Annotated in this window: 19 protein-coding genes; all 19 read right to left on the bottom strand. The window is 40.5% G+C overall.

Annotated elements, in window-relative coordinates; genetic code table 11:
* Positions 1 to 146 precede the first annotated feature (146 nt).
* The 19 genes from IE339_RS17085 to flgG all read right to left on the bottom strand — a co-directional run bounded on the left by IE339_RS17085 (position 147) and on the right by flgG (position 16,488).
* Positions 147 to 644: a chemotaxis protein CheD gene (locus IE339_RS17085; protein ID WP_242169490.1), complete on the bottom strand. Its 498-nt coding sequence runs from the start codon at positions 642 to 644 to the stop codon at positions 147 to 149.
* A 1-nt stretch (position 645) separates the two neighbouring features.
* Positions 646 to 1,275 carry a chemotaxis protein CheC gene (locus IE339_RS17090; RefSeq protein ID WP_242176224.1) on the bottom strand — a complete coding sequence of 210 codons (630 nt, stop codon included), beginning with the start codon at positions 1,273 to 1,275 and terminating at the stop codon, positions 646 to 648.
* Between the two features lie 5 nt (positions 1,276 to 1,280).
* Positions 1,281 to 1,721 carry a chemotaxis protein CheW gene (locus IE339_RS17095; protein ID WP_242169491.1) on the bottom strand — a complete coding sequence of 147 codons (441 nt, stop codon included), beginning with the start codon at positions 1,719 to 1,721 and terminating at the stop codon, positions 1,281 to 1,283.
* Positions 1,722 to 1,749: 28 nt separating this feature from the next.
* Positions 1,750 to 3,765 (bottom strand): chemotaxis protein CheA, encoded by a 2,016-nt coding sequence (locus IE339_RS17100; protein WP_242169494.1) that lies wholly within the window; start codon positions 3,763 to 3,765, stop codon positions 1,750 to 1,752.
* 1 nt (position 3,766) lies between these two features.
* Positions 3,767 to 4,873: a protein-glutamate methylesterase/protein-glutamine glutaminase gene (locus IE339_RS17105; protein ID WP_277933917.1), complete on the bottom strand. Its 1,107-nt coding sequence runs from the start codon at positions 4,871 to 4,873 to the stop codon at positions 3,767 to 3,769.
* 9 nt (positions 4,874 to 4,882) lie between these two features.
* A complete protein-coding gene (locus IE339_RS17110) occupies positions 4,883 to 5,743 on the bottom strand; it encodes a MinD/ParA family protein (RefSeq protein WP_242169498.1) in 861 nt (286 codons plus the stop codon).
* Positions 5,736 to 6,836, bottom strand: a complete 1,101-nt coding sequence (flhF, locus tag IE339_RS17115) for a flagellar biosynthesis GTPase FlhF (RefSeq protein WP_242169500.1) — start codon at positions 6,834 to 6,836, stop codon at positions 5,736 to 5,738. The genes IE339_RS17110 and flhF overlap by 8 nt, the downstream gene beginning before the upstream one ends.
* Positions 6,833 to 8,872 (bottom strand): flagellar biosynthesis protein FlhA, encoded by a 2,040-nt coding sequence (flhA, locus tag IE339_RS17120; protein WP_242169502.1) that lies wholly within the window; start codon positions 8,870 to 8,872, stop codon positions 6,833 to 6,835. Before flhA ends, flhF begins: the two co-directional genes overlap by 4 nt.
* A 62-nt stretch (positions 8,873 to 8,934) precedes the next feature.
* On the bottom strand, positions 8,935 to 10,017 hold the full coding sequence (gene flhB, locus IE339_RS17125; protein ID WP_242169504.1) for a flagellar biosynthesis protein FlhB: 1,083 nt from the start codon (positions 10,015 to 10,017) through the stop codon (positions 8,935 to 8,937).
* Between the two features lies 1 nt (position 10,018).
* Complete coding sequence (gene fliR / locus IE339_RS17130; protein WP_053401692.1) at positions 10,019 to 10,795, bottom strand: flagellar biosynthetic protein FliR; 777 nt, start codon at positions 10,793 to 10,795, stop codon at positions 10,019 to 10,021.
* Positions 10,796 to 10,798: 3 nt separating this feature from the next.
* Complete coding sequence (fliQ, locus tag IE339_RS17135) at positions 10,799 to 11,068, bottom strand: flagellar biosynthesis protein FliQ (RefSeq protein ID WP_053401693.1); 270 nt, start codon at positions 11,066 to 11,068, stop codon at positions 10,799 to 10,801.
* Between the two features lie 9 nt (positions 11,069 to 11,077).
* Complete coding sequence (gene fliP / locus IE339_RS17140; RefSeq protein WP_242169507.1) at positions 11,078 to 11,746, bottom strand: flagellar type III secretion system pore protein FliP; 669 nt, start codon at positions 11,744 to 11,746, stop codon at positions 11,078 to 11,080.
* The gene (locus IE339_RS17145) at positions 11,739 to 12,371 is read right to left on the bottom strand and encodes a flagellar biosynthetic protein FliO (protein ID WP_242169509.1); all 633 of its coding nucleotides are present in this window, start codon (positions 12,369 to 12,371) and stop codon (positions 11,739 to 11,741) included. Before IE339_RS17145 ends, fliP begins: the two co-directional genes overlap by 8 nt.
* A 28-nt stretch (positions 12,372 to 12,399) precedes the next feature.
* Positions 12,400 to 12,762, bottom strand: coding sequence for a response regulator (locus IE339_RS17150; RefSeq protein ID WP_053401696.1), 363 nt, complete (start codon positions 12,760 to 12,762; stop codon positions 12,400 to 12,402).
* 18 nt (positions 12,763 to 12,780) lie between these two features.
* Positions 12,781 to 13,971 carry a flagellar motor switch phosphatase FliY gene (fliY, locus tag IE339_RS17155; protein ID WP_242169512.1) on the bottom strand — a complete coding sequence of 397 codons (1,191 nt, stop codon included), beginning with the start codon at positions 13,969 to 13,971 and terminating at the stop codon, positions 12,781 to 12,783.
* Positions 13,964 to 14,962, bottom strand: a complete 999-nt coding sequence (gene fliM, locus IE339_RS17160; RefSeq protein ID WP_242169514.1) for a flagellar motor switch protein FliM — start codon at positions 14,960 to 14,962, stop codon at positions 13,964 to 13,966. The genes fliY and fliM overlap by 8 nt, the downstream gene beginning before the upstream one ends.
* A 35-nt stretch (positions 14,963 to 14,997) precedes the next feature.
* On the bottom strand, positions 14,998 to 15,426 hold the full coding sequence (fliL, locus tag IE339_RS17165) for a flagellar basal body-associated protein FliL (RefSeq protein ID WP_053401698.1): 429 nt from the start codon (positions 15,424 to 15,426) through the stop codon (positions 14,998 to 15,000).
* A 4-nt stretch (positions 15,427 to 15,430) separates the two neighbouring features.
* The gene (locus tag IE339_RS17170) at positions 15,431 to 15,640 is read right to left on the bottom strand and encodes a flagellar FlbD family protein (protein ID WP_053401780.1); all 210 of its coding nucleotides are present in this window, start codon (positions 15,638 to 15,640) and stop codon (positions 15,431 to 15,433) included.
* A gap of 53 nt (positions 15,641 to 15,693) precedes the next feature.
* Positions 15,694 to 16,488, bottom strand: coding sequence for a flagellar basal body rod protein FlgG (gene flgG, locus IE339_RS17175; RefSeq protein ID WP_242169516.1), 795 nt, complete (start codon positions 16,486 to 16,488; stop codon positions 15,694 to 15,696).
* Positions 16,489 to 16,546: the final 58 nt, after the last annotated feature.

A 16,546-nucleotide genomic window follows, 5' to 3' on the forward strand; every position in this document is an offset into this window, starting at 1 on the left:
GCCAAAAGAACTAGGAGTTTTCGGTAGAATTTGCTTGGTTATGGTTTTTCACCAGCTTATACAGTCGAAATATACAAACTAATCGCCCTTTGTTCATTCATTTCAGCGAGTGAAATGTGATAAACATCGGGCGATTCGTAAAATCATTAAATTTCAAATGTTCCTTGATGGACCTTCCGGATTTGAAGTATTCCGCTTGTAGGGTCAAATTCAATTGTTCGCCCATTGTTCCCACCTACGTCTTTTGCCTGGACGGGAATATGTAACTTAATCAGCTCCGCTTCCACCGCTTCAACATTACGGGGACCAATTCTCATTAAGTCGTTTGAGGAGTGAAATTGAAACATTTGCGCTCCTCCTGCTAATTTTGCTTTTAAGAACGCTTTTCTCGCACCCTTTCGAAGCAACTCTTCTACTAATGCCGTCACCGCCGTATCAGCGTACTTTGCAACATTTAGCTCATTCGCTTTTGCTAATGAAGAATCAGGCAACATGATGTGTGCTAAGCCTGCAATTCGGTTATGAAGGTCGTAAATCACCACACCCACACATGAACCTAGTCCTGATGTTCGAATATGGTCAGGCGCCGTTACAATATTCATATCTGAAATTCCTACTTTGATGACGTTCGTGTCGTATAGCATTCTATTGAACTCCTAGAGACGAAAAGATTTTCGGGATGGATTCAGGGTCTGGAATTAATAGAAAGTGACCGTTCAGTTCATGCACGTTGTTCTTATCGCCGTCTGTTAAAACGGTATCGATCATAATCGCCATATCACCTTCATAGGAGGCCTGTAATAAACCGTTGCTTAAAATCGCGCCTACCATATCAATGCTTATACTTGGAACAGACTGAGAAAGTCGCAGTTTGGTAAAATCAGAGAAAGATGACAAATACGAACCTGCTAAAATATTTCCAATTTCCTTCAATGCAGAAAGGGCCATTTCATTGTACGGAAAATGCCGAAACGTAATTTGCTGGTCCTGTAGGAGCTCTTGCACAAATTTTGTGGCATCTTCAATGGACAGTAAAAAGAACATCCCGCCGGAAACATCGCCTTCAAACCGTAAAAAACTGCTCGAGACGACTTGTTCAGAGCCCCCCATTAAGTTCATTCCTTCTTCAAACGTTACGACTTTTACATGAGGGACCTGCATATCGATTCGTCTCCCTAAAAGCGTTGATAAAGCTGTTGCGGCATGACCAGCGCCAATATTACAAATTTCTTTTAATAAATCGATGTGATGATGTTCAAGAGACCCATAATTCATCACGCTTATCCTTCTACTTCTGCAGCATCAATTTCTAAAATCTTATGCAGGTTGAGTAGGATTAATAGACGCTGATCAACTTTTACTACGCCATTTAAATAATCCACTTCAATGCCATCCACAATTTCTGGTGCAGGCTCAATGGTGCTTGAATCAATATCAATGACGTCGTTCGCACTTTCTACGATAAGTCCTACTTCAATTTCACCTACGGCTGCAATGATGATGCGCGTGTGATCCGTATAAGGAATTTCATCTAAGTCAAATCGTGATCGCAGATCTATAATAGGCGTTACGACTCCTCTTAAATTAATGACTCCTTTTATATAGGAAGTCGTGCGGGGAACACGAGTGATGTGCTGCATCTTTTCGATTCCTCTGACCTGTTGCACAGGGATTCCGTATTCTTCATTGTGAAGCTGAAACACAATTACTTTCATATCCATCTTTGTCGTCTCCTCTCTGTCTATGCGTTTATTTAATCAGCGCATTGCAATCAATAATCAACGCAACTTGACCGTCTCCTAAAATCGTAGCACCGGAGATGGCAAACACCGTAGACAAGTAATCTCCTAATGACTTCAATACAACCTCTTGCTGTCCGATAAAGGAATCTACCATTAGTCCAGCCATTTTATCTCCCTTACGAACGATGACAACAGAATGTAGCTCATCTTCCTCAACATTTGGAACTTCAAAGATTCGCTTCAAATCAATGAGAGGGACAATTTTTCCACGGAAATCAATTACCTTTTGATTGTGCGCATATAATATTTGGTCATTTTTCACAATGGCCGTTTCAATAATTGATGATAATGGAATGGCATATTTTTCTGTCCCCATTTCAACAAGAAGAACGGAAATAATAGATAACGTTAGCGGTAATTGAATAGAGAAAACCGATCCCTTTCCAAGCGTCGATTCAATCGTAATGCTTCCGCCAAGCGACTCAATTGTATTTTTCACCACATCAAGGCCAACGCCTCGTCCTGAAATATCAGAAATTTTGTCAGCGGTAGAAAAACCAGATGCCAAAATCAAATCATATACCTGGCTATTTGTCATCGCTGCTCCTGCCTGAGCCGTGACTAATCCTTTTCGAATAGCCGTGTTTAATACTTTTTCACGATCAATACCATGACCATCATCTTCGATTTCAATAAATACATGATTTCCACTATGATAGGCTTTCAGGCGAATCGTACCTTCTTCACGTTTTCCAGTTTCTTTTCGAACGTCTGGCATTTCTATCCCATGGTCGATAGCGTTACGTAATAAGTGGACGAGCGGATCTCCAATTTCGTCAATAACCGTACGATCAAGCTCTGTTTCTGCACCGACAATTTCAAGGTTTACTTTTTTGCCTAGATCTTTCGCAAGCTGTCTAACCATACGTGGGAAACGATTAAAGACTGTTTCAACCGGAACCATGCGCATATTTAAAATAATGCTCTGAAGGTCGCCTGAAATTCGAGACATACGTTCAACCGTTTCATTTAGTTCGCTATTGTTAAGATTCTTTGAAATTTGCTCTAGACGCCCGCGGTCAATGACGAGCTCTTCGAATAAATTCATTAAGCTGTCCAAGCGCTCAATATTTACACGAATGGTTTTTTGCCCCTGCTGCTTTCCTGCAGATGCTTTTTTCGCATTCGCTGCTTCTTCGTGTTGCGGCTCTACTTCCATTGCTTGTAGTTGTTCTTGAACTTCTTCTACAGACGTTGCATCTTCTGTTTCTATTTGAATAATTTTAACTCGAACATCCTCAACCTCAGACACTTTTAAAATTCGTTTTTTTAGTTCTTCTTCTTCTACTTTTGTTAAAACCGTTACGGTAAATTCATGTTCAAACTTTTCTTCCTCAAGCTTTTGCGTCTCGGGAACTGATTTAATGACTTCCCCAACCTGCTCAAGTACGTCAAATACCATGTACACACGGGCTGCTTTTAATAAACAAGCTTCGCTAAGACGGACAACAATTTCACAAGGTACAAATCCCTGCTCCATTGATTGCATCATTACTGTACGTTCGAACGGATCGTATGTGATCGGTCCTTCTTGAGAAACAGCCTCCTGCTCCACACTTTTCTCACTAGTATCAGGGATCGACTCTCCTGTTTCAATTGCATGAAGCTGAGCCACTACTGTGCTTACATCTCGCTTGCCATCGCCCCCTGATGAGATTGATTCCACCATCGCCTCTAAATCATCGACAGAAGCAAACAGCACGTCTAAAATTTGCGATGACGGCTGAAGCTTGTGATTTCGAATGGCATCTAACACATTTTCCATTTTATGTGTCAAATTCGCTAAATCTTCAAAGCCCATTGTTGCGGACATTCCTTTTAACGTATGAGCGGAACGAAAAATTTCATTGACGATCGTCAAATTATCCGGCTGCTTTTCTAATTCTAGCAGTTGATCGTTAACGTTTTGCAGATGCTCCTTACTTTCTTCAATGAATACCTCTAAATATTGATTTAACTCCATTTTAATTGCCCCCTCTGCTCCACTGTACGACAGTATGAACGATTGCCTCTCCAATATCATGGAGATCTTTGATTTCATCAACAAGATTAGTTGCTACCGCTGCTTTGGGCATGCCGTACACAACTGATGTTTTTTCAGACTCAGCGATCGCTTTTGTATGACCCGTTTGTTTTAGCTTTTTCATTCCCTCTGTTCCATCTGATCCCATACCAGTTAAAATAACCGCTAATTTTTGATAACCTTGAATTAAGCTGACAGATTCGAATAAGACATCTACAGCTGGACGATGCCCTCTTAACGGTGGAGTTTCATCCGTTGTAATCGCAAGAGTTGTTCCCATCTTTTTAACGGTTGTATGAAAACCACCTGGCGCAATATAGGCGACCCCAGGCTTCAGGATTTCACCATTCTCCGCTTCTTTCACGTGAATCTGACAAAGGCTATCCAGACGATTAGCGAGTGACTTTGTGAATCCAGCGGGCATATGCTGCACAATAACAATCGGTGCTTGAAAATGATGAGGAAGCTTTGTTAGCACTTCTTGAAGCGCCCTTGGTCCTCCTGTTGATGAGCCTATACACACAATTGGCTTTAAACTAATTGTACTCTTTTTCGACTCTTTAGATAGTTCTATTTTACTATAACTTTCCATTTTCTCACTATCTTTTTTATGTGTGCGGTCAATTGTTTGCTTCATCGAAATGATGTTCGCCCGACTTGCCAATATTACTTTTGAAATGAGCTCTTCTTTTATCTTGTGAAGATCTAATGAAATGGAGCCTGATGGTTTGGCAATAAATTCAATCGCTCCATATTGCATCGCAACAATCGTATTATAAGCCCCTTCATATGTAGTGCTTGAGAGCATAATCACAGGAACAGGGCTATGCTTCATTAACGTTTCTAACATCTGAAGTCCATTCATAACAGGCATCTCGACGTCAAGCGTCACGACATCGGGATGCAACGAGGCGACTTTTTTCAATCCATCTTCTCCGTTTCTCGCTGTTCCAACCACCTCAATACGTTCATCTTCACTTAAAAAATCCGTTACTAACTTCCTCATAAATGCTGAGTCATCAACAATAAGCACCCTAATCTTCTTCAAAATCATTTCCTACCTTTCTAGGAAAAATTGTTTTAAACGTTTTAAAAAGCTCCCCTGTGTTTCAAGGCCTTCTTCTCTTTGGTGGTCTTCCTCGTACGCCATCTTCAGAATAGAGCGGCTGGCAGGAGAAGCAGCTTGTGAAAGGATAAAAGGCGAACGAGCCATCACCGCCCGACTTACCGACCGATCATTGGGGATGATCCCCAATAATTCAACGTCCTTATCCAAAAACTTGTTCACGACGGTTTCTAATCGGTTGAATGTAAGAACGCCCTCTTGCTTTGTATCGGCTCGATTGACGATAATATCAATCTTTCCCGTTACCCCATTTGCTGAAAAAAGTTTAATTGCAGCATAAGCATCCATAAGGGATGTCGGCTCTGGAGTTGTTACGACAACAATTTTGCTCACAGCTTTCAAAAACCGAACATAGCTCTCTGACATTCCTGCTCCTAAATCAAACATAAAATAGTCATAGTCATGAGCAATTGCTTCCATTTCTTGAATTAAGTAATGAATTTTTTCAGCCGTAAACTCTAATATATTCACAAGACCCGTTCCTCCTGCTACATAAGAGAGGTTATGCGGTCCCTTTTGAATAAGTGCCTCGAGACGATCTCCGTTTTCAAACATGTTAACGATGGTTTTCGAAGAGGTGCTTCCTAGTAGCATATCAATGTTGCCCATTCCGATATCCAAATCAAAAAGAAGCACTTTTTTCCCTTTTTTACACTGTGCTAAAGCAAAATTAAGTAAAAAATTTGACTTTCCTACCCCTCCCTTTCCACTAACAACAGCCATTGTTTTGAGGGGGGAACGTTCAATCATTTGTTGCATTTGCATTCTTAATTGCTCCGCTTGATCATGCATCTCGCTCTTCTCCTAATAGAGTTTTGGCAATGTATGAAGCACTTGGTGCAAAAATATCGTCCGGCACGTTTTGTCCGTTTGTAATATAGGCAAGTGGTTGTTGATGATGAAACGTAAAATTAAGCGCTGCTCCTAAAATATCCGTCTCTTCTGATTTAGTGAGAATAATAGAATCAACGCCAATCGTCTGGAACTGTTTGTATACACGAACCATATCTCGATACCTAGCTGTTAGCGCTAAGACGAGCACTTTTTCAACCTCGTTTTCATAATGAACAATTTCTTTCAACTGATCGATGTATTTTTCTTCTTTAAAGTTACGACCAGCGGTGTCAATAAACACATAATCGTAGTCCTGAAATTTGCGGATCGCCTCTTTGAAATCATCGCGATTGTAGCAAACCTCTACAGGAACATTTAAAATATACGCATATGTCCGAAGCTGTTCAACAGCGCCAATCCGATACGTATCCGTTGTAATAAACGCGATTTTTTTTTGTTGCTCAATTACGTACTTGGATGCGATTTTAGCGAGCGTTGTCGTTTTCCCTACTCCTGTAGGACCAACAAGCATAATATATTTTTTGGGAAATAATCGCCTTTCTTCTACATAAGGCGCTATTTTCTGCTGAATCCATTCGTTTGCTTTTTGATACACTTCTGAAGGATTTGTTTCTGCTAAGTCATTCCCTAGATGTTGCAAAACTGAAGCTGCCACTTCGTGTTCTCGAAGTGATTGAAGCAAGTGTTGCAAAGCAGGTGTTACACGCGGAGATTTGCTTCGCTGCGCTTCCTCTGCTTCTCGTTTTCTTTTTAGTTCATCTAGCTGCTTCATGATGCCTAATTCATCTGACGTCACAGCCTCTGTCATTGGCGATGGCGTGACTTCTGCTTTCATCGCTTCTTTCTTTTGAAAAGCAGGCGTTACATCAACACCTGCTACTACTTCTACCTGCTTCTTAGCAAATAACCCCAAAATCCCTCCCGTACGAAGGGGTTTCGAATTGAGAATAACCGCTTGTGAACCGAGTTCATTACGAATCAGCCTCATCGCTTCTGGCATAGACGGTGCTACATATCGCTTTATTTTCATGCTACGTTCACCACCCCAACACTTTGCACTTCGATTGTTGCTTCTAATTCGTTATAGGATAGAACAGCCACGTGTGGCAAATACCGTTCAATTAACTGTCTTACGTACATCCGAACAGCCGGCGAACATAAAATAATCGGCGTTTGTGCATGAATAGCCATTTGTTCTACCTGCTGCGCAATATTTTCAAGAAGCGCCTGTGACGACTGTGGATCTAGAGATAGATAATTTCCATGCTCCGTTTGCTGTACACCTTCAGCAAGTATTTTTTCGGCACGGCCTGATAGTGTGACAACCTTCAACGATTGCTCATCTGTCATATACTGATTCGTAATTTGGCGCGACAGACCTTGTCGTACGTATTCGGTTAGTAAATCTGTATCATTTGTCATCTTTCCGTAGTCAGCTAACGTTTCGAAAATAACCGGTAAATTCCGAATGGATATCTTCTCTTTTAAAAGGTTCGCTAACACGCGCTGAACCTCTCCTACCGATAGAGGCGATGGCGTGACTTCGTCGACAATAATTGGATATGTTTCTTTCATATGATCAATCAGCTGCTTCGTTTCTTGACGACCAAGTAGCTCATGTGCGTATGTTTTAATAATTTCGGTAATATGAGTCGAAACGACTGACGGCGGATCGACAACCGTGTAGCCCATCATTTCAGCCTCCTCTTTTACCGACTCTGTAATCCATTTCGCCGGCATATTAAACGCTGGCTCAACCGTTGGAATTCCTTCGATCAGATCATCATCATTTCCCGGACTAATGGCTAAATAATGATCGAGCAACAATTCCCCTGTGGCCATCTCACTTCCTTTAATTTTTAAGCGATATTCATTCGGCTGTAGCTGAATATTATCTCGAATTCTGACAACCGGAATAACCAGTCCCATTTCAAGAGCGAGCTGCCGACGAATCATGACGATCCGGTCTAAAAGGTCTCCTCCTTGATTCGTATCAGCCAACGGAATTAATCCATAACCAAATTCAAATTCAATGGGATCAACACTTAAAAGATTTACTACACTTTCAGGACTCTTCATTTCATCGGCTTGAATTTCTTCATCCATTTCTGCCGTATCCATAGGATCAGCTGGCTTACGTGCTCTAGAGATAAAATAACCTCCCACAGCTAAAAGGCCACCAATGGGTAGAGTAATAATATCGTTAATCGGTGTGACAAGACCTAATAATATGATGGTTGCACCTGTTACATATAGCATGGTTGGGAATGCAAACAATTGGCTCGTAATATCTTGGCCAAGGTTTCCATTTGATGCTGCTCGCGTGACAATAATTCCTGTTGCGGTTGAAATCATTAAAGCCGGAATTTGACTCACAAGACCGTCCCCTACCGATAAGAGAGTAAAAGTTTGTGAAGCTTCGGTTAGAGACATATCCATTTGCACCATTCCAATTATCATTCCAAACAAGACGTTGATAATGGTAATAATGATGCCGGCAATTGCGTCCCCTTTTACAAACTTACTCGCTCCGTCCATGGAGCCGTAAAAGTCTGCTTCACGCTGAATTTTCTCCCGGCGCTCAATGGCTTGATGCTCAGAAATGGCGCCAGCGTTTAAATCCGCATCAATACTCATTTGTTTCCCAGGCATCGCGTCCAACGTAAAGCGCGCTGCTACTTCCGATACGCGCTCAGCACCTTTTGTGATAACAATAAATTGAATGATAATTAAGATGATAAAAACAACAAAACCAACGAGCGCATTGCCGCCAATAACAAAGTGGCCGAACGTTTCAACAACGCCTCCACCTTCCCCCGTCCCTAAAATGGCTCGAGTAGTGGAGACATTTAACCCGAGACGAAAAAGAGTTAACACTAATAGTAGTGACGGAAACACGGAGAGTTCAAGCGGTTCCTTCATATTCATAGAGACCAGCAATACTAAAAGCGCAAGAGAAATATTTAACATGATTAAAATACTTAATAACCACGTCGGTAATGGAATGACGAGCATAATGATGATTAATACAACACCTAAAATAACGGGAAAATCTCTTGCTTGCATCTGTTATTCTCTCCTTACACATTCACTAGACTTCAATTCATCGTTCTGTAGTAAAACGTTTTTTATACTTTATTCTTTAATCGATAAACATACGCTAAAATTTCAGCAATCGTTTTGAAAAATTCTTCTGGGACTGCATCCCCAACATCCGTTTGATCATAGAGAGCCCGCGCAAGTGGCCGATTTTCAACCATCACGACCTCATGACTTTTAGCAATTGCCTTGATCTTTTGCGCCATGAAATCCACTCCGCTTGCAATGACATAGGGAGCATCCATCTTCGCTTCATCATATTTTAGTGCGATTGCATAGTGAGTTGGATTCGTGATGACAACATCTGCATTTGGTACTTCCTGCATCATCCGCGACATGGCCATTTCACGCTGCTTCTGCTTAATTTTCCCCTTTATATGGGGGTCCCCTTCGATATTTTTGTATTCATCTTTAATGTCTTGCTTCGACATACGAATACTTTTTTCAAAGTCGAATTTCTGATACAGATAATCAAGAAATGCTAAAAATAATAAAATAGCAGAGCCGGTTAAACCCATTTGAAGCACTAATTTTGAGATCGTCACAAGCGCCGCTCCTACCGTCTTTTGTGATAGAAGTAAAATTTCCGTATGATTAATCCATAAAATTGAGAAGGTTGCAACACCTATTAAACTTACCTTTAGTAACGACTTTAATAGTTCAACAATAGCGCGCATGGAGAAAATACGTTTGGCACCGCTAATCGGATTAATTTTATTCAGGTTTGGTTTTAACGATTCCGCTGAAATTAAAAAGCCTACTTGCATAAAGTTTGCAATGAGAGCTCCTACGATCACAACAAGAAAAATAGGGCCTACTGCAAGAGCAATCTTTGGAAGCAACTCCATTAAAATCGTAAAGACGTTTGACTCCGTTACATCTTTTGCAAGATACTCTTGTAAGCTATGAACCAGAAGCATTCGAATTTGTTCAAATAAATTTCCTGCACCAAAGCTAAAATATAGGAAGGAAAGAAGAAGAATGATCGCTGTCGTAACATCCTGACTTTTGGCTACTTGGCCTTTTTTTCTGGAGTCCTGCCTTTTTTTCGGTGTCGCTTTTTCTGTTTTTTCTCCGGCAAAGAACTGCAAATCAAGTTTGAGTTGCTTCATGTCACATTCCTCCTAAAACCCTCATCAAGCCTTGCATGAATGTTAGCATTTGTTCAAAAATCTTTTGAACGACCATCATCATACTTCCCATTACGATTGTTAGTAGCGCAAAAGAAGCGATGATCTTAATCGGAAAACCAATAACAAAAATATTAAGTTGTGGTACCGTTCGCGCGACAATTCCAAGCGCAATGTCGACAAGAAAAATCGATCCGACAATTGGTAGTGACATCTGAACAGCAATTAAAAACATCGTTGAAAAAGCAGTGATAAATTGCTTCGCAAAAAGGCCACTTCCTATATGAATACTTAGTTCATCTACCTTTATCATTTGATAACTATAATAGATCCCATCTATTAATAAATAATGACCGTTAACCGATAATAGAAATAGAAGGGCAATGATGTATAAATATTGACCCATAAGCGGGCTCTGTGTTCCATTTTGAGGATCGATTACATTGGCAATGGTAAATCCCATTTGGAAGTCAATAAGACCCCCAGCAATTTGAATGGCCATCATAACAAGGTAAGCAATTAAGCCGATACTTAGACCAACTAAGCATTCCTTTACAACAAGCATGATGAAAAGATCATCGAGCTGAATGTTGGGAAGCTTTACAACATTAATGACGATAAACGATAGTGAAACAGACAGGCCAATTTTGTGCGATGTGGGAATGTTTCGATACGAGAAAAGCGGTACCGTCACAAAAAAAGACGTAATTCGAACCAATACTAAAAGAAAGACGGGAATAATCTGTAGAATCTGCTCCATTTTCTACCCTATATACCGATACAGATTGGCGAATATGTCGTGTGTAAAACTAATCATTTTTGATAGCATCCAAGGTCCAAATAACACAATACCAAGCATAACCGCCACGATTTTTGGAATGAACGCAAGCGTCTGTTCCTGAATTTGTGTGGTCGCCTGAAAAATACTGACGATCAAACCTACTACAAGCGCAATCAATAATAGCGGTCCACATACAATTAGCACGGTGTAAATGCCCTTTTCGGCAATTGAAATTACAAATTCTCCACTCATTTATCTCACCTACGAAAAGCTTTGTAATAGTGATTTCACTACGAGGTTCCACCCATCCACTAAAACAAATAACAGTATTTTAAAAGGTAATGAAATCATAACCGGTGGCAACATCATCATCCCCATCGACATAAGGACACTGGCGACAATCATGTCGATGACTAAAAACGGAATAAAAATCATAAAACCGATTTGAAAGGCGGTTTTTAGCTCACTAATCGCAAATGCGGGTACAAGCGCCGTAAGCGGAATATCTTCTACAGACTTTGGTCGCTCTAATTTTGCATATTCAAGAAATAAAGCTAAATCCTTCTGCCGCGTATTTTTACTCATAAATTCTTTGAGCGGAACAGCCGCTCGGTCATAGGCTTGGTTTAGCGTAATTTTTTCATCGAATAACGGCTGCAATGCCTCTTTATTCACCTCTGAAAATGTTGGTGCCATGACAAAAAAGGTTAAAAACAATGCGAGCCCTACAATGACTTGGTTAGGCGGCATTTGCTGTGTCCCTAAGGACGTTCTTACAAACGATAAAACAATAACGATACGGGTAAAGCACGTCATTAAAATTAAAATACTCGGAGCAAGAGAGAAGACGGTGAGCAGTAGCAGCAGCTTAACTGTTGTCGATACGTTTCCCGGATCGCTTCCATTAAAAAGTTGCATTACATCATTCATACTTATTCTCGTCCTTTTCTACGTGCTCAAATGTTTGCTTACGTTTTGTGATTATCTCGTTCATTTCTTTTTTGAGCACTTGGTTAAACTTAGGCGTTTGTCCCGGCTTTTCTTTCAGAAACGGCCATTTAAACTGCCCTAACATTTTACTTGGCTCTATGGTTTGTTGATTTAGCTGACTATGTAGTTCAATCAACTGTTCTTTCTCATCGCCCGTCACCTCTGATAGAAGTTGGACACTCTCTCCTACACCTAGCACAAGAAGGCGTTCGCCAACCTTCACTACTTGAATGGAACGATTGCTTCCAAGAGCCGTTCCCCCCAAGTTCTGAATGAGTTTATTGGATCGTAACCCGTGCTGACGTTTGTTTAAAAAGCGAAGCAATAAATAAAGCAGCGCTATTACAAACGCAAAAGCGAGAAACATCTTAAAAAAATCCCAACCAGAGACCATCTCGTTAGATGAGACTTCGTTCGATTCTCTGTCGGGAGTTTTCGTATCTTGACATTTATCTTTCGCTTCCACACATTCCTTCACCGTTTGATTTCCCTCTGCAAAAGCAACACGAGGTGTAATCAAAAGCAGGCAGGAGAGGATGAGTATGACTATTTTCTTTATACGCATATTTGTCTCACCCTCTTTTATTCTGGCCTTAGCTTAACGTTTTTCCAATTGCTTCAAGCACACGGTCTGCTTGAAAAGGTTTCACGATAAAGTCTTTCGCACCCGCTTGAATGGCATCAATAACCATTGCCTGCTGTCCCATTGCTGAGCACATAATAATTTTTGCGTTTGGATTCATTTTTTTAATTTCTTTTAACGCTGTGATACCGTCCATTTCTGGCATCGTAATATCCATTGTTACAAGATCCGGGTTGTGCTCTTGATACTTTTCAATCGCCTGTGCACCGTCTGCTGCTTCAGCTACTACTTCGTAACCGTTTTTCGTTAAAATGTCTTTAATCATCATGCGCATAAATGCCGCATCGTCAACAACTAATATACGTTTTGACATGTTGAATTCCCCCTATAACTAGCGTAGTTTATTAATTCGCTCACGGCGACTGACAATATCCGTTACACGAACACCAAAATTCTCTTCAATGACCACTACTTCACCTTTTGCAATTAGCTTGTTGTTAATTAATATATCAACAGGTTCCCCCGCTAATTTATCCAATTCAATAATTGAACCTGGCGCTAGCTCTAAAATTTCTTGAATGGTCTTTTTCGTTCGCCCAAGCTCTACCGTCACCTGAAGCGGAATATCGAGCAACATATCCAAATTACGTGATTCTTTTTCTGGTAGATTCATCGTTGGTTCAAAAGATGAAAATGTTGCAGCGCTAACGTCACGAGGTGGAGCTTTTGGTTTTTCTTGATAGGAGGTTACTGGTGCCGAAACCGGCGCATGCGCATCATACGATTCACTCATTGCAGATACGTAAGCTTCAGGCTCTGTTTTTTGGCTATTGCTAGTCGAACTGGAACTTTCTGCTGTATTATTATAACTAGATTCGACAGAATTTTCATCATTATTTAACAAATCTTTTGTGAGACTTTTCGCAAATGGAAGCGAAAAAAGTTGCATAATTGACGAATCAATCAGCTCACCAACTCGTAGTCGAAACGATATTCGAACTAAAATATCGTCCTGCGGAATGATATGAGCTCCTTCGCCTTCTAATAAATTAAGCAAATCTAAATTGGGCGGCGAAATATCAATTTTCTTTTGAAAGATGGATGACATCGACGTTGCTGCTGATCCCATCATTTGGTTCATCGCCTCTTGCACGGCACTAATTTGAATCTCGTTTAGTTCCATTGCTGCCGCAAGACCGTTGCCTCCAAGCATTAAATCAGCGATAATGGCTGCATCGCTTTGCTTAATAACAAGAAGGTTTGATCCAGCGAAACCTTCCGTATACTGAACCTCAACAGCTACATATGGTTTTGGAAACTCTTCTGCTAATCTCGTACGCATGATTAAGTCAACACTTGGCGTCGTAATCTCGACCTTTTGATTAAGCAATGCCGATAGAGCTGTAGCAGAGCTACCAAAGGAGATGTTTCCAATTTCACCTAACGTATCAAGTTCCATATCGGAGAAATATTCGTTCACATTTACCTCTTCTCCACTACTGCTTTTAGAGCTATCATCGTTTGCCGACCCGTTTAACAACGCGTCTATTTCATCCTGTGTTAACATGTTATCCTCACTCATCGTCTGATTCCCCCTTTCTCCATTCTTCTATTACTTGTACGGCTAATTTTTTCCCCTTCATTCCTGGTTGCCCCATAAACTTAGGTGTCTCCCCTACTTTAATCGTTAACGGTTTTTGAATATCTTGATTTAGCGCAATCACATCTCCTACGTCAAGCTGCAGGAAATCGTCAATTGAAATATCCGTTTTCCCTAGCTCCGCTACTAGAGGGAGCGTTGCGAAACGAATTTTCTTTTCAAGCGTAGCCATTTCCTCAGAAGTTGGTTCTTTTTTGGCCGACTGCATCCAATAATGAACAGATAATTTCGGAATAATTGGCTCTAGGACGACATGCGGAATACAAATATTGATCATTCCTGACACATCACCAATCTGAACGTTTAACGTAATCACCACGACCGTCTCATTCGGTGAGATGACTTGTAAAAATTGAGGGTTAATTTCAAGATCAGATAAGATGGGATCAATGCTAGCAATCTCTTCCCATGCTTCTTGAAAGCTATCAATGGCTTTATCAAAGAGATTCGTTAGCAATCTCGTTTCAATTTCCGTTAAGCTACTCACATTCGCACCTGATTCTCCCTGCCCACCTAAAATGCGATCGAGCATTGCATAAGCAATACTTGGATTGACTTCCATGATAATCTTTCCATCAAGTGGTGGCACATCAATAACGTTTAAAATCGTCATTTTCGGAACGGAGCGAATAAATTCCTCGTAAGGAAGCTGATCCGTTGTCGCAACAGACATTTGAATATATGTCCGTAGCTGAGCAGACAGATACGTTGTTAACAGTCGTCCAAAATGCTCATGAATACGCGTTAAGCTTCGAAGCTGATCTTTGGAAAAGCGGAGGGCCCTCTTAAAATCGTACACTCGAACCTTTTTTTGCGCCTCTTCGCTTTTTAACTGTTCTGCGTTCATTTCACCGGTAGACAGCGCGGATAAAAGAGCATCAATTTCATTTTGCGATAAAACATCGCCCGCCATTTTGTTCACCTCCTACTTTTTTCCTTCTCATTATTTTATTGCAACATTTTGGAGGTTGTATAAACTTTTACTACGCGTCCATCCTGCATTAATTCATTCACTTTTGCTTTAATACGATCTTCTAATTGGACAACGCCACGGCTTCCTTGAAACTGAGCAGACTTCATATTTGATAATTCTTTAATAATAATATCGCGCACTTGAAAATCACGCTTCGCTAGCTCATCTTTCGCATCGCTACTATCCGTTTGAATCTTGAATGAAATGCGAATAAAGCTGTCATCTAATAGATTGGTTGTAATATCAGTAACATCAACAGATGCATCGACAATTTCATCAATGTTTGGATCTTTTGGACCCTCATCTCCTGACATTTTCATAATAATGATCACGGCTGCCGTTCCTACTAATGTTAAAGACAATAAAATAATGATCATAATATTAACTAATTTATTTTTAAACAACTGCTTATCCCTCCATGTCTTTCCGTGTTGCTACTATATTAATCTCCCGATAGAAATTGGTGATTCGTTTTACGACTTCTTCCAAACTTTCTTTTACAATAAACTTATCTCCGTTTGATAGAGTGATGGTCGTGTCTGGGAACTCCTCTACTTGTTCTATGTATAAGGCATTTAATGAAAACAATTTCCCATTTAATCTTGTCACCTGGATCATCAATATGCGGGTACTAAGCAACTGTCCGCTACCTAGTACCCTCCCTCCTTACTCTATCGTTTTAAGTTTACAAGCTCTTCTAAAATTTGATCAGATGTCGTAATAATACGCGTATTTGCCTGGAAACCACGCTGCGCCACGATCATATCGGTAAATTCCTCAGATAGGTCGACGTTAGACATTTCGAGAGCTCCTGCTACAAGTGAACCTGTTCCACCCGTTCCAGGTTTAACTGGATTAGTGGCAGTAGGGTTACCTGAGTTATTAGAAGCACGATATAAATTTTGACCAGCTTTTTCTAACCCTTCACTATTAGGGAATTTTGTCAAACCAATTGAGACGGCTGTAGGGCTCGCTGGAACTGTTGTTACACTCCCGTCTGCACCAATACTAAAACTTTGGGAATTGGGATCAATATTAATTTTGTTCCCATTTGTATCCAGAATATGGAGACCATCGCTATTTACAACATCTCCACTTTTATCGAGATAAAAGTTTCCTGAACGTGTATAATATCTTTGTCCATTGCCGTCTAGTAAAGTAAAAAATCCATCTCCGGAAATCCCTAAATCTAGCGTTCTTCCTGTTGTTTGCAGACTTCCCTGTGTATTCACCGTATCAATTGTACTAATTTGTGAACCTAAACCGATCTGCTTGGCATTCGTTCCGCCAAGTGTAGCTGTCGGAGCGCTGGAACCAGAGATTTGTTGACTTACTAAGTCTTTAAACGTCGTTCTTCCCTTTTTAAATCCGTACGTATTTACATTGGCGATGTTGTTTCCAATTACGTCTAGTTTTGTTTGAAAGTTTTTCATACCGCTAATTCCCGAGTACATTGAACGTAACATTCTTTCATTTCCCCTTTTATAAGATACATGTTTTAGTAGACTGCTTCTGTCAGTCCGC

Origin of the sequence: Priestia koreensis (assembly GCF_022646885.1) — a bacterium.
In the GTDB taxonomy this organism is placed as follows: Bacteria; Bacillota; Bacilli; order Bacillales; family Bacillaceae_H; genus Bacillus_AG; species Bacillus_AG koreensis_A.